Origin of the sequence: Paracoccus sp. SM22M-07 (assembly GCF_001887735.1) — a bacterium.
GTDB lineage: Bacteria > Pseudomonadota > Alphaproteobacteria > Rhodobacterales > Rhodobacteraceae > Paracoccus.
The window spans coordinates 8,724-24,291 of sequence record NZ_JPKW01000001.1; the positions used below are offsets into that span (position 1 = coordinate 8,724).

14 protein-coding genes and 2 pseudogenes are annotated in these 15,568 nt (G+C 61.3%); 10 read left to right on the top strand and 6 right to left on the bottom strand.

What is annotated here, in order from left to right; translation table 11 throughout:
- Positions 1-216 precede the first annotated feature (216 nt).
- Positions 217-879 (top strand): outer membrane protein, encoded by a 663-nt coding sequence (locus IE00_RS00045; protein ID WP_072295035.1) that lies wholly within the window; start codon positions 217-219, stop codon positions 877-879.
- A gap of 328 nt (positions 880-1,207) precedes the next feature.
- Here the strand turns inward: IE00_RS00045 and IE00_RS20480 are convergent.
- Positions 1,208-1,354, bottom strand: a pseudogene (locus tag IE00_RS20480) (Lrp/AsnC ligand binding domain-containing protein); the annotation flags it as partial.
- Positions 1,355-1,436: 82 nt separating this feature from the next.
- Here IE00_RS20480 and IE00_RS00055 point away from each other — a divergent pair.
- Positions 1,437-2,119, top strand: a pseudogene (locus IE00_RS00055) (IS6 family transposase).
- 125 nt (positions 2,120-2,244) lie between these two features.
- On the opposite strand, the gene IE00_RS19610 reads toward IE00_RS00055, so the two are convergent.
- From IE00_RS19610 to IE00_RS00075, 4 genes are all read right to left on the bottom strand, one after another.
- Positions 2,245-3,087 carry an HdeA/HdeB family chaperone gene (locus IE00_RS19610; protein ID WP_139291262.1) on the bottom strand — a complete coding sequence of 281 codons (843 nt, stop codon included), beginning with the start codon at positions 3,085-3,087 and terminating at the stop codon, positions 2,245-2,247.
- A gap of 127 nt (positions 3,088-3,214) precedes the next feature.
- Complete coding sequence (locus IE00_RS00065; protein WP_083553918.1) at positions 3,215-3,733, bottom strand: PRC-barrel domain-containing protein; 519 nt, start codon at positions 3,731-3,733, stop codon at positions 3,215-3,217.
- 214 nt (positions 3,734-3,947) lie between these two features.
- Positions 3,948-4,583, bottom strand: coding sequence for a flavodoxin family protein (locus IE00_RS00070; RefSeq protein ID WP_072295038.1), 636 nt, complete (start codon positions 4,581-4,583; stop codon positions 3,948-3,950).
- A gap of 81 nt (positions 4,584-4,664) precedes the next feature.
- Positions 4,665-5,891: a cation:proton antiporter gene (locus tag IE00_RS00075; RefSeq protein WP_072295039.1), complete on the bottom strand. Its 1,227-nt coding sequence runs from the start codon at positions 5,889-5,891 to the stop codon at positions 4,665-4,667.
- A 170-nt stretch (positions 5,892-6,061) separates the two neighbouring features.
- On the opposite strand from IE00_RS00075, the gene IE00_RS00080 reads away from it, so the two are divergent.
- From IE00_RS00080 to IE00_RS00115, 8 genes are all read left to right on the top strand, one after another.
- Positions 6,062-7,273 (top strand): zinc-dependent alcohol dehydrogenase, encoded by a 1,212-nt coding sequence (locus tag IE00_RS00080; RefSeq protein ID WP_072295040.1) that lies wholly within the window; start codon positions 6,062-6,064, stop codon positions 7,271-7,273.
- 122 nt (positions 7,274-7,395) lie between these two features.
- Positions 7,396-8,280 carry a c-type cytochrome gene (locus IE00_RS00085; protein ID WP_170864057.1) on the top strand — a complete coding sequence of 295 codons (885 nt, stop codon included), beginning with the start codon at positions 7,396-7,398 and terminating at the stop codon, positions 8,278-8,280.
- The gene (ctaD, locus tag IE00_RS00090) at positions 8,277-10,187 is read left to right on the top strand and encodes a cytochrome c oxidase subunit I (RefSeq protein WP_072295041.1); all 1,911 of its coding nucleotides are present in this window, start codon (positions 8,277-8,279) and stop codon (positions 10,185-10,187) included. Before IE00_RS00085 ends, ctaD begins: the two co-directional genes overlap by 4 nt.
- 2 nt (positions 10,188-10,189) lie before the next feature.
- Positions 10,190-10,792, top strand: a complete 603-nt coding sequence (locus tag IE00_RS00095) for a cytochrome c oxidase subunit 3 (protein ID WP_072295042.1) — start codon at positions 10,190-10,192, stop codon at positions 10,790-10,792.
- Entirely contained in the window at positions 10,792-11,208 is a 417-nt protein-coding gene (locus IE00_RS00100) for a hypothetical protein (RefSeq protein WP_072295043.1), read from the top strand. The genes IE00_RS00095 and IE00_RS00100 overlap by 1 nt, the downstream gene beginning before the upstream one ends.
- Position 11,209: 1 nt before the next feature.
- Positions 11,210-12,055 carry a cytochrome c oxidase assembly protein gene (locus IE00_RS00105; protein ID WP_072295044.1) on the top strand — a complete coding sequence of 282 codons (846 nt, stop codon included), beginning with the start codon at positions 11,210-11,212 and terminating at the stop codon, positions 12,053-12,055.
- A 14-nt stretch (positions 12,056-12,069) separates the two neighbouring features.
- Entirely contained in the window at positions 12,070-12,408 is a 339-nt protein-coding gene (locus IE00_RS19615) for a cytochrome c family protein (protein WP_170864058.1), read from the top strand.
- Entirely contained in the window at positions 12,405-13,265 is an 861-nt protein-coding gene (locus tag IE00_RS00115; RefSeq protein WP_072295046.1) for a c-type cytochrome, read from the top strand. The genes IE00_RS19615 and IE00_RS00115 overlap by 4 nt, the downstream gene beginning before the upstream one ends.
- Positions 13,266-13,287: 22 nt before the next feature.
- Here the strand turns inward: IE00_RS00115 and IE00_RS00120 are convergent, their stop codons facing one another.
- On the bottom strand, positions 13,288-15,567 hold the full coding sequence (locus IE00_RS00120; RefSeq protein ID WP_072295047.1) for an FdhF/YdeP family oxidoreductase: 2,280 nt from the start codon (positions 15,565-15,567) through the stop codon (positions 13,288-13,290).
- Between the last annotated feature and the right edge of the window lies 1 nt (position 15,568).

Genomic DNA, 15,568 nt, shown 5'->3' on the forward strand with positions numbered 1-15,568 from the left:
ATTGCGGCCGTCGCTATCTGTCCTGCGCTCAACCTCTAGCTGCTGAACCCCAAGAAACAACCGTTTTTCGGAAGATGCAGGCTAATGCTGCGGCAACCCGTGGGGCCCAAACCAAAGGATTTCTCTGTTTCAATTCCCCGCGCCCGAAGAATCGCTTACAAATTGATCGCCCTGACGTAACTTAAAATAAGTCTGGGTAAAAAAGAGGGAAAGGGAATGAAACACGCTCCTTTGACTACAGCAGTGGCGATCGCGGCGCTGGCGGGGGGTGCGGGGATGGCGTCCGGTCAGATGCTTTCGCAGGGAGATATTTACGTCAAAGGTTTCGGAGGCGCGACCTGGCCGTCGAACTTTGAAGCCACCCTCAGGGAGGACGGTGAGCAGATCGCCCGCCCCAGTTTCGACTACGAGACCGGGTATGCTCTGGGCGTCGCGGTCGGCGCGGCCTTCACGCCGAATATCTCGATGGAGATCGAATACGCCTACCGCAGCGCCGATGCCGCCATCACGGACCGTGATGAGGATGACGAAAGCGCCAGTGCGGACGGCGACACCTCTGCCAACGCTTTCATGTTCAACGCGATATACATGTTCGACGGCATGGTCGCGACCGGGGCGATCCGGCCCTATTTCGGCGGCGGCATTGGCGGGGTCAACGTGGAGACGAGCGTCCCCGGCCAGAATTACGACGCTGATACGTTGCTGGCCTACCAGCTGATCGGTGGCGTTGACTACGAACTGAACCCCAACGCCAGTCTCTACGCCGAGGGACGCTGGTTCCAGACCGAGACGGGCAGGTTCGACGGCCCGGGTGGGGACAACTTCGATGGCAAGTTTGAGACCTTCGACCTGCTCGCCGGCCTGCGCTACGCCTTCTGAGCCTCTCTATCTAAACTAATCTACTTTACGCCCGGCGCGCCAAGGCATCCGCAGGCGCGGCAAGGCTCAAACATCTTCAGCGAATGCCCGCACCGTCCCCAAAGCGGACCCTGCCTGGTCAATCGCGCCGCGCCAGGCACGAACTTCCGGTCTCAGGAAGCTGCCAGGCAGCATCTTTCAAGCGTCTGGCGGCCGCTTTGGGCCGATAGGGCGGGTCGGACGCTCCCGGCCGTCGCGCGAAGCGTCATATTGTCCCGAAGAGCCCTTCCGCAACATTTGGCAGCGCCTGTATACAAATCCATGAGCTACACTGGCTCGCACGTTAAGATCATCTGGCGCGTTCATCCTTAGGTGATCCCATCACAATGTAGGATGTGATCGCACGGACATGGGATTGGGTGCCCAAGACCTCCGTGTGAAAGCGCTTGTATTCTGAGAGATCAGCGCTCTCGACACGAAGGAGATACTCGAAAGCGGATCTGTCGCAAATTTTTTGTGAGATCCAAGCTGGAAGGATAGAATGGTGTGAAGTCGGCCGTTTTGATGAGGAGTGAGCAATGAGTGTATCATTCAAAGGTGCCCACTTCCCAAGGACGTGATCCTGCATGCGGTCTTTTTTTACCTGCGCTACGGGGTGTCCTACCGCGACCTTGAGGAGATCATGGCCGAGCGGGGTGTCACGGTTGACCATGCCACACTCAACCGGTGGGTGGGGCGGTACGCGGGTCAGGTCGCGGAAGATGCGCGCCGCTGCAAGCGTCCGACTGACAGATCCTGGCGCATGGACGAGACCTACATCAAAGTAAAAGACCATTGGGTCTATCTTTACCGCGCCGTCGACAAGTTCGGGAAGACGCTGGACCTCATGCTCTCGGAGCGCCCCAACGAGACCGCGGCGATCAAGTTCTTTGCCCGCGCAATGGAGGTAAACGGCCTGCCCCGCAAAATTGTCATCGACAAGAGTGCAGCCAACACCGAAGGCATCAAGGACATCAACCGGATGTTGAAGCGTTTCGGATGCCCGGTCCCGATCGAGATGGTGCGGATCAAGTATCTCCACAGTCTTGTCGAGCAGGACCACCGCTACATCAAGCGCCGGGTGAGACCAATGCTCGGCTTCAAGAGCTTCAAGTCAGCCGCGTCAACCATCGCCGGGATCGAACTGGTCAACATGATCCGCAAAGGGCAGTTCAGACCAGAGCTGCGCCCATTTCAGCAGTTCTGTCAGATTACCGCCTGAAGTCGAGGCAGTCATCGACATCCTACGTCTCGACGCACAATTTGCGACAGAACCCCTGATGCATGTTCCCGCCCGGCCCGCAACGGCGGCGAAGCATTTGCCGCGCCGCCGTTCAGGGTATGACCTCAGTTCGTGGATTCGCCGCTGCCGCCGTTGTTCCGGTGCTGCTGGACGGCGTCCGACACTGTCATGTCCTGATTCTCGCCGCAGAAGGTCACGACATCTTCGACGGGGATCTCAAACAGGCCGGTGACCCGGACGACTGAAGGCTGATCGCCACCCATTCCTGCATCTTCGCCGGACCCGGCGGCCATATCAGCATCCGTGTTCCCGCCTGACGTGGTGTCGTTTGGCGCAGCGGACTGATGGGCCATGCCTGTGTCCGCCCCATTACCGCTTTCGGCACCAGAGGCGGGTTCGGTTGATGATCCGCTGTCGGAAGACATTGTGCCACCCGCCGATCCGGTCGTTGATGTTTCAGTCGTGGTGCCCGTTTCCGGCTCCGATGCAGAGCCTGCTTCAGATCCACCCCCTTGTGCCATCTCGGATTGGCTGGCAGAAGCGTCGTCCCCGGACGCCGCCCGACTGCCTTCACCATACCCGGCGACAAAGTACAGAGCGCCCGGAATCAACTGGGTATCCATGACCGTAATATCGGCGCATGTGACCTGATCTGCATCCATGTCACCCATGTGTCCTGTGCTTTCGCCACCTTGGGACTGCGCCAACGCGCCCCCGGCGTAGAGTGCGCAAACGGCGCTCATGGCTGCGATCTTCGTTTGAAGTCTCATGTCATGTCCTCCTTCGTCATAAGACCTGCCCTTAATCGGTGGTACGGCAATATGTTCCTGGACCGTGCAGCATTTGTTTCGGACGCCATGGTCATCTTGGGGCGCGAAAAACTCGAAGTCTGCTGCCTGAAGAAGAGTGGAACGCAGAACTTGGATCCGTGCGTTGAAGGTACACATGGCTGCGGTAAAGAAAGACTGTTTTCAAGCACCTACGTCTGATTGGCAGGAGTTGAAAAGTCCCGCTGCAGCCAGATCGGGGGCGGGACACATGGGATCGCACTCTGCCTCATGTGTCCCGCGATGGTCAGTCCGTCCACCAGCTGTCATCCAGTTCCGGCTTGGCCTCCAGCTGCTCCTGGCTCATGCGGGTGACCACCGAATGGGTTGCATTCTCGGAAACGATCCGAACATCCTCAAGCGAGACGACAACGGTGTCATCACCGATATCAAGCCATCCGCCCGTTTCGACAGCCAGTCCCACCATACGACCGTCACGTGACATCAGGATATCGTCGATCTCGCCGATATCTTCCCAGCCCGCCTCGACTGCGCCATAGCTGCGGGTCTGGTTCCAGCTGCTTTCGTCATAGCCTTCGTTGATCGAATAGATGTTGGCACCGATCAGATCGTCGGCGCTGACCATTGCCTCGCGGTTTTCCGGGCTAGCGACACCGCTGCTGCCCATCATGCCACGTTCAGTCATAGCTGGATCGGTCATTGCCGGATCGGTTGTCGCGGGATCGGAGGCAGGAGCCTGTGCTGTGACGACGGTTGCCGACAGAACTCCGATGCAGGCTAGAATGGCAGATTTCTTGAAAGGCATCTTTTTCTCCTTTGAACAACTTTGCTGAGCAGCCTCAGCATCTGAACCACGGCGTCCGCGTCACCCTGGACGCTTCGCGCCAATCGCCCGAACCGGGAGCTAGGCGGTATGTTCCAAAGTTTTCGATCGTCGTGAAGAGGGGCGACAACGAACCCATCCTGCCATGCAGAAATGGGCCCGATGTTTACCGGAACCAGTCGTGGCAATGCCCCATTTATTCGGCCACGCCAGGAAAACCCTGATGTTTCAGCAGTTTTGCCAGATGCGCGGAATTCGATGCTGCGGACTGCAATGTGGTCGCGATCGCATCTGGAATATGGTCCAAATCTACGTAATCGACCGATTGCATGGCTTCGCCAACCCAATACAGCCCTGCATTTGCGGGGATGGTGAAACCGACATCATTCAGCGCCTGAAAGCAGGCCGCGTGGCAGGCATGGGCGCCATCCTCGTTTCCGACAACCGCGACCAAAGCGACCTTGCCGGCGGCCGGCATCCGGTTCCGGTCATCCGTTTCAGACAAGAAAGAATCCAGACGTTCCAAAACACGCTTGGCGATACTGGAGGGTTGGCCCAGCCAGATCGGCGTACCCAGGACGAAGATGTCCGCCTCCATTATCTCCGCAAGCAGCGACGGCCAGGCATCACCCGGCCCCATATCGCGCAAAACGCCTGGTTTGACGTCATAATCGGCGGCGCGTTCAATCGTTGCAGTGACACCGTAGGGGCGAAGTGCGGTGAAGAAGTCACCGATCAACTTGTCGGTCGAGCTTTCCTGATCCGAAGCCGATGAACGGAGGGAGCAGTTCAGACCAAAGGCTTTCAGCGAGGCGGCGTTAATGTCAGGCATATGCTGTACTCCGGTGGCGACCACGTAATTGCGGCGCCTGAACCTTCGTCTTCCCCAGATGTTCCACGCCGCAGGATTCATCTAGCCTGCGCGGTCCTTCCGGCCCAAGGCGCGGGTCAACGCGGCGCCAGTCATGCCATGCGCCACGACGGACCCGAAGACGACCAGACTGATAACATGCCAGATGACCGGTGCATTCATGCGGTGCTCCATCAACGATGCATAATAGATTGCAGCCACCGCAACCGGTCCGAACCATCCCATGAACATCATCTCAGAAACAGTGCGGACTTCTGGAAGATGGGGATAAAGGATCAGCATCACCGGCGGCCGTCGCAACAAAAGCAGACTTACGACAAGCAGGATGCCGCACCATCCCAGATCGATCCACGCGAGCCACGGGAGGGCCGTTCCGAACAGCACGAAGATCGGAATTGCGAAAAAACGATTGATCGCTTCCTGTCCGTGCTCCTCATTCTGGCGGTCTGGCCGGGCGACAACCTGCGTGAACATCGCCCCGGCAGCAAACACCAGCAACACCTCGTCGCTGTCAATGAGCCGGCCCAGGCCGATCGCAAACAGACCCAATGCAACCGTATAGACAAGACGCCACTCTGATGTGATCGCCTGACGGCGTTCGGAGGCCTGCAACAGTCTGCCTGCACTGAAACCAACTGCAAGTCCGACCAAGGTCGCGATCCCGACATCCCAGAGAATAGATTTTGCAAACCAATGCTGGATGGCCTCGTCCACGGGTCTCGTCAAAATCAGAAACGGCAGGAACACAAACAAGTAGCCCAGCCCGTCATTGGCACCCGACTCGAATGATATGGCATGGCGGATCCGGTCAGGGATGTTCTGTTCGGCCTCCTTGCCTGTCACAATCGGACTGGCTGCGACGGGATCAGTCGGCGCAACGATCGCTCCGATGAGGGCGGCCAACCAAAACGGCAGTCCTAGGATCAGCCATGTCAGCAGCGTGCCGATCACCCACATCAGAACCATCCCTGCGCCGATCAGCATCACCATTTGGCGCCAAGCGCGTCGCGGATAGACGGCAGGGACACGCAATGCGACCCCGACCAATCCGATGCCCAAGGTCAGACGCGCCGCCTTCTCCATCATTTGCGCGCGATCGCCCATCGCATCCAGATCGATCAGGCCCAGCATATGTGGTCCGACGACGATGCCGATCAGCACGGCCAGAAACGTGGGCGGAAACGGGCTGCGCGACAGCCAGTTCGATGTCAGGCCCAGCAGCATGGTCACGCCCCCCAGAAGGGCGACGATGGCATTGAAATCGTTCATGAAGACACCTGGGCATTTGCGAATACCGTTCTGCTGCACAGTCCGGCGAGCTGCCCTAACCTGCAGTGACGGATGATGTTCCGGCATGATTCGTACCAGGACGCCTGGAACAACGGGCAGCGCCGCCGGTTAGCGGCCCCAGATCTCAGCAGGCGCCAAGGAGGCCAATCATGAAAGCGGTCGTATTTCACGCTGTGGGCGATATCCGAATGGATGACGTCGCCGACCCCCGGATCGAACAGCCGACGGACGCCGTGATCCGCATCACTGCAGCGGCTATCTGCGGCACTGACCTACACATGGTCCGCGGCACCTTTTCCGGAATGGAGCCGGGCACGATCCTGGGGCACGAGGCCGTCGGCGTGGTGGAGGAGCTGGGTTCGATGGTGCGCAACCTGCAGAAGGGCGACCGTGTGGTGGTCATGTCGACGATTGCCTGCGGGTCCTGTTCCTATTGCCGGGCGGGCTATCATTCGCAATGCGATGTTGCGAACCCGCATGGCAACCGGGCGGGGACATCGTTCTTCGGCGGGCCGGGGCCGACGGGGCCTTTCCACGGCTTGCAGGCCGAACGGGCGCGCATCCCCTATGCCGCGACCACCTTGGTCAAGTTGCCCGACCAGGTTTCAGACGAACAGGCCATCATGATATCGGACATCTTTCCGACCGGCTATTTCGGCGCGGACGCGGCCGAGATCGCCGAAGGTGATACGGTGGCGGTCTTTGGCTGCGGTCCGGTGGGCCAGTTCGCCATTGCCTCGGCTCGGATGATGGGAGCGGGTCGCGTGATCGCAGTCGACCACCGTGAGGACCGACTGGCCATGGCGCGGCGCCAAGGCGCGGAATGCGTGAACTTCGACAAGGAGGACCCGGTCGAGACCATCGTGGCCCTGACCGGCGGGATCGGCGTGGACCGTGTCATCGACGCTGTGGGTGTGGATGCCGAACATGCCCATCATGGCCCCGCCACACAGAAGGCCGACGAGAAAGCCGAAACCTATCAGGCGCAGGTCGACCAGGTCGCCCCCGAACAGAACCCCCAAGGTGACAACTGGCACCCGGGCGATGCCCCGGGCCAAGCGCTGGAATGGGCGGTAGCGGCGCTTGCCAAGGCGGGCACGCTGTCGATCATCGGGGTCTATCCGCCGACGATGCAAAGCTTTCCCATCGGTATGGCGATGAACAAGAACCTGACGATCAAGATGGGGAATTGCCCCCATCGCCGCTATGGACCGCATCTGGTCGATCTGGTGCGGACAGGGGCGATCGATCCGGTCGCGATTCTGACCCACACTGAACCGATGACCGGTGCCATCGAGGCATACAAGGCCTTTGACCGCCGCCAAAGCGGGTGGATCAAGGTCGAACTGGAACCCGCTTGATCGTCGGCATGCACCAATCGAGGCGTCATCTTCGGCGTCTCAGCGCGGGCCTGTTTCCGCTGTCTTTGTCGGGATGCGGGGGGATCCAAGCGATCTTGGTCCCGGCTAGCCGGGATGCCCGGATGGTCGCGGAACTGGCATGGTGGATGTTCGCGCTGGCGGCCTTCATCTTTACCGTTACGATCGGGCTGATGCTGACGGGCGCCGCGCTGCGCCACGGGCGCACGGCCCGGCCACTGTCGTCCCGGACGGCAACCTTCATGGTCGTGACCTGCGGCGTCATCGCGCCTATCGCGGCAATCATCGGTCTCAGCCTCTCTGGCGTCATGATCGGCGACGAGACCGAGGGGCCGGGCGGCGCGGACGGCCCGGTGATCGAGGTTCACGCCAGGCAATGGTGGTGGGAATTTCGATATCTGAATGATGATGGCTCGGTTCGGGCGGTTACTGCCAATGAATTGCATCTGCCGGTGGGCAAGCGGGCGCGGTTCCGACTGATCTCGGACAATGTCATTCACAGCTTTTGGGCGCCGAACCTGCAGGGCAAGACGGATATGATCCCCGGCAAGGTCAACACGCTTTTCGCCGAACCCGATACGGTGGGCCGCTGGCGCGGGCAATGCGCCGAGTTCTGCGGGTTGCAGCACGCTTTGATGGGCTTCTTCGTCGAAGCACAACCCGAACCGCAATTCGACGCCTGGCTGACGGCTCAGGCGGCGGATGCGGTGGTCCCGCAAGGTCCCGGCCAGCAGGTATTCCAACGCTTGGGCTGCGGTGACTGCCACCGAGTCCGTGGTACGGCGGCGCAGGGGCGCAACGGCCCCGACCTGACGCATCTGGCATCGCGACAGACAATCGCGGCGGCGACTTTGCCCAATACGCGCGGCAATCTGGGCGGTTGGATCACCGGTGTGCAGCAGGTCAAGCCGGGTGCGCTGATGCCTTCCTATTCACCCGAACCCGATGATCTGGATGCCCTGCTGGATTATCTGGAGGCCTTGAAATGAGCCGAGAGATCGACTTGCGCGAACGCCGCGACGATGAAGCCCGCGAACGGCTGGTCCGGATCGAACGAACTTGGGCATCCCCCAAGGGGTTCTGGGGGTGGTTCATGCCCGTCAATCACACGACGATCGGGCGGCGGTTCATCGTCACGTCCTTCTTCTTCTTCCTGTTGGCGGGGCTGCTGGGGCTGGCAATGCGGTTACAGCTGCTGGTGCCGTTGAACGATCTGCTGACGCCGGAACAATACAACCAGTTCATGACCGTCCACGGCACAGCGATGATGTTCCTGTTCGCCATTCCCGCGATGGAGGGCATCGCGATCTATATCGCGCCGCTGATGATCGGGGCGCGCGACATGGCATTTCCGCGCCTGAACGCCTTTGGCTATTACGTTTATCTGATCGGAGGGACGGCGTTCTTTCTGTCCTTATTGTTCGGTATGGCGCCAAATGCGGGCTGGTTCAATTACGTGCCGCTGTCGAACAAGGAATTCGCGCCGGGATACGGTGTCGATATCTGGACCACGATGATCACCTTCATCGAGGTTTCGGCCCTGACCGCCGCGGTCGAGCTGATCGTCACGATCTTCAAGCTGCGCGCGCCCGGCATGTCGCTGAACCGGATGCCCATCTTTGTCTGGGCGGTGCTGGTGATGTCATTCATGATGCTGTTCGCAATGCCATCGGTGATCGTGGCATCGGCGCTGCTGATGATGGATCGGCTGGTGGACACGCAGTTCTTCGTCACGGCGGGCGGAGGATCGCCCCTCTTGTGGCAGCATTTGTTTTGGTTCTTCGGCCACCCCGAAGTCTATATCATCCTGGTCCCCGCGCTAGGCATCGTCACGACGATCATCGTAACCTTCACCCATCGGCCGGTTTTTGGATATACCGCGCTGGTGCTGGCGATAGTGGGCATCGGCATGGTGTCGTTCGGCCTGTGGGTGCACCACATGTACACGACCGGCCTGCCGCTGATGGGGCGCAGCTTTTTCATGGCGGCATCCTCTATGATCGCGATCCCGTCAGGTGTGCAAATCTATTGCTGGATCGCGACGATGTGGGGAGCCAAAATCCGCTTTGCTACGCCCATGCTGTTCGTGATCAGCTTTTTCGCGGTCTTTGTCGCCGGGGGGCTGACCGGGGTGATGGTCGCCTCGGTCCCGTTCGACCGACAGGTGCATGACAGTTATTTCGTGGTCGCGCATTTCCACTATGTGCTGGTCGGCGGTGCGGTCTTTCCGCTGATGGCGGGGCTGTATTACTGGTTCCCCAAGCTGACTGGCAGGATGATGTCCGAAAGCCTTGGCCGCTACAGCTGTCTGCTGGTTTTCGTCGGATTCAACGTAACCTTCTTTCCCATGCACCAACTGGGAATGGAGGGGATGCCCCGCCGCGTCTACACCTATGTCCCCGAGATGGGCTGGCAGGTCCTGAACCAGATGGCGACCGCAGGCTCCTTCGTTTTGGCAGCAGGTTTCGGTCTGACGCTGATCAACGTGATCCGCAGTGTGTTCCGGGGCGCGGTCGCGGGCGACAATCCTTGGAACGCGACCACGCTGGAATGGGCCACGGCCTCGCCGCCCCTGAACTGCAACTTTCCGCAGCCGCCAGTCATCGACAGCCATACCCCCATCTGGGACTGGCAGCGTGACGATGAGCGTCAGGTCGTGGGCGGCCTTGCCGACGACCAGCGCGAGACGCTGGTGACCACCCTGTTGGATGCCCGCCCCGCCATGGTGCAGATCCTGCCCGGCCCTACGCCCTGGCCCTTCGTGTCGGCGCTGGCGGCGTCTGTCGGCTTCATCGGGCTGATCTTCAGCCCGTGGTTCTATATGATCGGCATCATCGCAGCCTTCGTCACCTTCGTCCTGTGGTTCTGGCCCCGCCACCCTTATGGAAAGGAGTAAGCATGCATGTGCGCGTGACCGTCGACGCATCCGTCCAGCCGCGCTTCGACCCGCATCATCATCCGCTGTGGTGGGGCGTTCTTGGTGCCGTCGCGATCGAGGCGGCGGTGGTCGCTACCCTGCTGACCAGCTATTTCTATCTGGCCCTGCAATCGCCCGCATGGCCCCCCACAGGCGTTGATCCGCCGAATCTGTTCTGGCCCACGGTGGTGCTGTTCCTGCTGCCGGTCAGCAGCTGGACGATGTGGTGGGCGGGCAAGGGGTCGGATGCCGGCAACAAGCGACAACTGGCCATCGGCGTGACGGCCAGCGTCGTCATCGCGGTGCTGGCGCTGGCCGCGCGTTCGGTCCAATTCACGCAGCTGGATATCGATTGGGATGACCACGCCTATGGCTCGGTCCTGTGGACGATCACGGGGTTTCACTACACGCATGTGGTCTCGGCGGTGCTGGGAACGGGGGCGGTGTCGGTGCTGGCGTGGCGCGGCTATTTCACGCCGGAACGGCAGTTGGGCGTGGTGGTCGATACGTTGTATTGGTATTTCGTCGCCGCCGTGTTCCTGCCGATCTATCTGGTCCTTTATTGGGTTCCCCGGGTGATATGATGGCACGCAAGCCTGAATCCCACCGCCAACCCGAAACCCGCATGCAGGACGGCGACCTGATCCAGGCCCAACAGGAAGGGCGCGAGGCGCTGACCCCCTGGGTCGGCTGGTTTCTGGCGCCGATGGCATGGGCCCTGCATCAGGGTGGAGGCTATGCCATGGCCCCCTGGCTGTGCGAATTACACCTGCGCTGGCCCTATCACTTGCTGACCGTCTTTGTGCTGACCCTGTGTGCATTGGGCTTTGGCGCGGCCTTGCACGCCCTGCGGCGCGGCCACCGCGTGCGCCCGCATCGCAGCGCCGAACGGCTGCACATGATGGCATTGGTCGGCTTCATGCTGTGCGCGGCAGCCTGCGGGGGGATCCTGGTGGAATACGCGGGGTCCTTCTGGATCGAACTTTGCACCGGAGTCTGAGATGAAGTTTTTTGCCATCCTGCTGATGCTTATCCCGACCTCAGCCCTGGCGCATCCCGATGATACGGGGTCGGACCCGCTGGTGCTGGTGCCGCTGTTAGCCGCTGTCGGCCTGTATCTGGCGGGTGCCCTGCGATTGTGGTCCGCCGCCGGGCGCGGGCGCGGTGTCAGGATGCTGCATCTGGCGCTGTTCGCAATAGGGATCGCGCTGGCGGCGGGGCTGCTGCTGTCGCGGCTGTCGCATCTGACCACGCTGCTGCTTAGTGCGCATATGATCCAGCATTTCGCCTTGATGCTGATCGCGGCCCCGCTGATGGTGCTGGGGCGACCGGGCATTGCGGCGCTGTGGGCCCTGCCCCGCCGCTGGCGTGCGGGCGGCGCGCGCGTGGTCGTATCAAGGGCGTGGCAGGCGCTGGTCCACCCGCTTGGCGCATGGATCATCTATTTCGTGGTGCTGTGGGGCTGGCACCTGCCGCCGCTGCATCAGGCCGCCCTGCGCAGTGATGCGGTCCACGCGGCGCAGCATTTCAGCTTTCTGGGCGCCGCGATGCTGTTCTGGCACGCCGTCCTGTCCCGCCCGCGGGCCGAAGGACACGCGGGGGCCTTTATGGCGGTTTTCGCGACAGCCGTGCAATCCTGCGCCCTGGCAGCGTTGCTGACCACATCGCAGGTGATCTGGTATCCGGCCTATCAGGGTGGCGCATGGGGGCTGGACCGGCTTCAGGATCAGCAGCTGGGCGGGCTGATCATGTGGGTGCCCTGCTGCGCGATCTTCATTGGCACCGGCGTCGCGCTGATGGCCCGCTTGCTGGCCGAGACCGAACGCCGCCTTCAAAGGAATTCGTGATGAAGATGTCCCTAATGTTCCTGCTCAGCTTGGGTTTTTGCCAACCCGCCGGTCATCTGTCCAGGGTCGAGACTGAGCAGGCAAGAGACTTGATCCGCCAGCATGGTTGTGGTTCGTGCCATGTCGTTCCAGACATGCCCGCACCGCAGGGAAATACCGGCCCGTCGCTGGCGGACCAGGGCCGCAAAGCCTATGTCGCGGGTGTTCTGCCGAACACGCCCACGATGCTGGCGGCGTTCATCCATGATCCAAAACGGATGAACCCACCTACCGCCATGCCTGATCTGGGTGTCACCACGACCAATGCCCAACTGATCGCCGCCTATCTGCTGGATCGTGGAGGCGCACCATGAACATTGTGTTGAAGCTGGTCACCACAGCCATCGCCACCGTCGCCATGACAGGAATGGGCGTGTTTGTGCTGGGTGAGTTCTATGACCTCAGCGCAACGCGACAGCATCCGGCATGGGTCTATCGCCTGATCGCCCTTGGGCGCGACACGGTCATCGCATGGGACGCGCGCGACGTTGATATGCCCGAAGGATTCGCCCCTCGCGCTACGCCGGAAACGGCGGCACTGTACCAAAACAACTGCGCTCGCTGTCACGGCGCCCCCGGCCTGCCGCCCAAGGATTTCGCGCTGGCCATGCTGCCAGTGCCGCCCAACCCTGTGGACATGGCCAAACACCGTCCCCCACAGGAAATCTATCGCTTTGTCAGCAAAGGTTTGAAGATGAGCGGTATGCCCGCATGGCAAAGCCGCATGACCGAAGACCAGATGTGGGACGTGACCGCCTTGGTCGAGGCGCTGCCGTCCCTCTCGCCAGCCGAATATCACGCGCTGCTGGACGGGACACCCCCCGAACCCGCCCCGGCCAAGCCGTTGCAAGCCCCCGATCCGGGACGGGGCCGTCAGGCGATGCAGCAATATGCCTGTCGGTCCTGCCACGTCATTCCGGGCATTGTCGGGCAACCGAGGGTGCATGTCGGCCCGCCGCTTGGGCAGGCGGGCAATCGCCGCTATGTCGCGGGCGTGCTGCCGAACACGCCAGAAAACATGGTGCGCTGGATTATGGATCCGCAGGCTGTCAATCCGCGGACCGCCATGCCGGATCTGGGCGTCACGCGTCAGGCCGCGAGCGATATGGCCGCCTATCTATACGATATCATGCCAGCACAGATGCCGTGGTCCGCCCAGTCACAGGACTGATCGCGCCCGCCGCGTCGTCGGGTCATCCCCTGATACGCACGGGCACCCCTTTGGCGGCCGGGGTTCCGGACAGCTGGTCGCGATAGGCCAGCGGAACCAAGGGGTTGGCCTCGGGGTAATAGGCGGCGACGCAGGTATCGGGCAGGTCATATGCGGTGATCTTCAGGCCCTTTACACGGCGGGTATGGCCATCGTCGTAGGCGCCTTCGACCGTCACGATCTGACCTTCGGTCAGGCCCCGGCGGGCCATTTCCTCGGGGTTGATCAGCAGGATGTCGCGCGATCCCTCTAGCCCGCGCAGGCGGTCGCTGAATCCATAGATCGTGGTGTTGAACTGGTCGTTCGAACGCAGCGTAATCAGCGTTAACTGGTCATCCTGCGGCGTCTGCCCCAAGGCGGTCAGCACGTCCGGGGTGGTGAACTCCGCTTTCCCGCTGTTGGTCTTCCACTGGCGCTCGCGGGCAGCGTTGCCTTTGAAGAAACCGCCCGGCGTGAACAGGTTTTCATTAAAATCCTTGAACCTATCCGGCCAGGTAGCCTCGATCAGGTCACGGATCTGGCTGTAATCCCCGGTCCATTCATCCCATCTGACATTCGGGTTCGGGGCCAAGGTCGCCTTGGCGATGCCGGCGATGATTGCCACCTCGGACCGGATGTCGGGCGCGGCGGGTTTGCGCCGTCCCGCCGACCCGTGGATCATGCTGAGGCTGTCTTCCATCGAGACGGCCTGCGGGCCGCTGGCCTGCCGGTCCTCCTCGGCGCGGACAAGGCAGGGCAGCAGCCACGCGCTGTTGCCCACCAGCGTATGTGACCGGTTCAACCGTGTCGCGATCTGGACATTCAGATCCAGCTTGGCCCATGCCGGATCGGTGCGCCCCTGATCGGGGATCGCGCGGGCGAAATTGCCGCCTAGACTGACAAAGGCGCGGATGGAGCCATTCAGGATCGCTTCGGCCGCGGCGGTGGTGTTCAGACCTTCGTCCCGTGGGGCCGTAAAGTTGAACAGCTGTTCCAATCTGTCCAACGGCACCAGCTTCGGCTTTTCGCTGATGCCTACGGTGCGCTGCCCCTGCACGTTCGAATGACCGCGTACGGGCGAGATGCCAGTCCCCTCGCGCCCAATATGTCCGCCCAGCAACAGAAGGTTGACCAGCATCCCGATGCTGAGCCAACCGTGGACATGCTGCGTCAGCCCCATACCATAGATGCCAATGACCCGCCGGGCCGAGGCATAGGCCACGGCTACCTCCTCCAGTGCAGCGCGGGTCAGGCCGGATGTGGCCTCGATTTCAGACCATGTCATGGCCTGCAGTCGCGTTTCCAGATCGGTCAGGCCGGTCGTGTGCCGTTCGACGAATTCCCGATCTACGATGCCCCCCTGGGCGCGGTCCAGCTCCATCACATGCTTGCAGATCCCGGCCAGCGCCGCAATGTCGCCGCCGGGTCGGACCTGCAGATACATCTCAGAGATGGGCGTGGGCTTCGTCACGGTCATCTGCGTCGGACGCTGCGGGTTGGTGAATTCCACCAGCCCGCGTTCGCGCACCGGGTTGAAAGTGATGATCCTGCCGCCCCGCTCGACCGTTTGCTGAAGCTTGTGCAGGAAACGCGGGCTGTTTGATCCGGTGTTCTGTCCGAAGAACAGGATCAGGTCGCAATGGTCGAAATCGGACAGCACACAGGTGCCCACCGACGACCCGATGACTTTCTTCAGCCCGACGCTGGTGGTTTCATGACACATGTTGGAACTGTCAGGCAGGTTGTTATGCCCATAAAGGCGCGCGAACAGCTGATACAGGAATGCCGTTTCCAGAGCCGCCTTGCCCGAGGTGTAAAAGACACTTTGCCGCGGTTCCAGCTGGCTCAGTTTGTCGCCGATGGCGGCGTAAGCCTCCTCCCAGGTACAGGGGACATAGTGATCAGTAGCGGGATCATAGCGCATCGGCCGCGTGAGGCGGCCGGCCTTTTCCAGATCGTGATCCGACCATTTGCGCAACTCGGACACCGGATGTGCGGCAAAAAAATCAGGTGTGCAGCGGTCAGTCGTCAAATCCCAGATGGTGGCCTTTGCGCCATTCTCACAGAATTCGAACGGATGCGGCACCTTGGGTTTCGTCCAGGCGCAGGACGTACACATATGCCCGCCCGGCTTGTTCTGCCTCATAAGTGTTCGGATCGCCCCCGCCGAGGGCTTCTGATCTTTCAGAATTTTGCCAATTCCACGCATCGATCCCCAACCACCCGAGGGGCGGTCGTAATGCGGTGTATCCGTGCGTTCATCGGTCTCCCTGCTCCGGGGCATG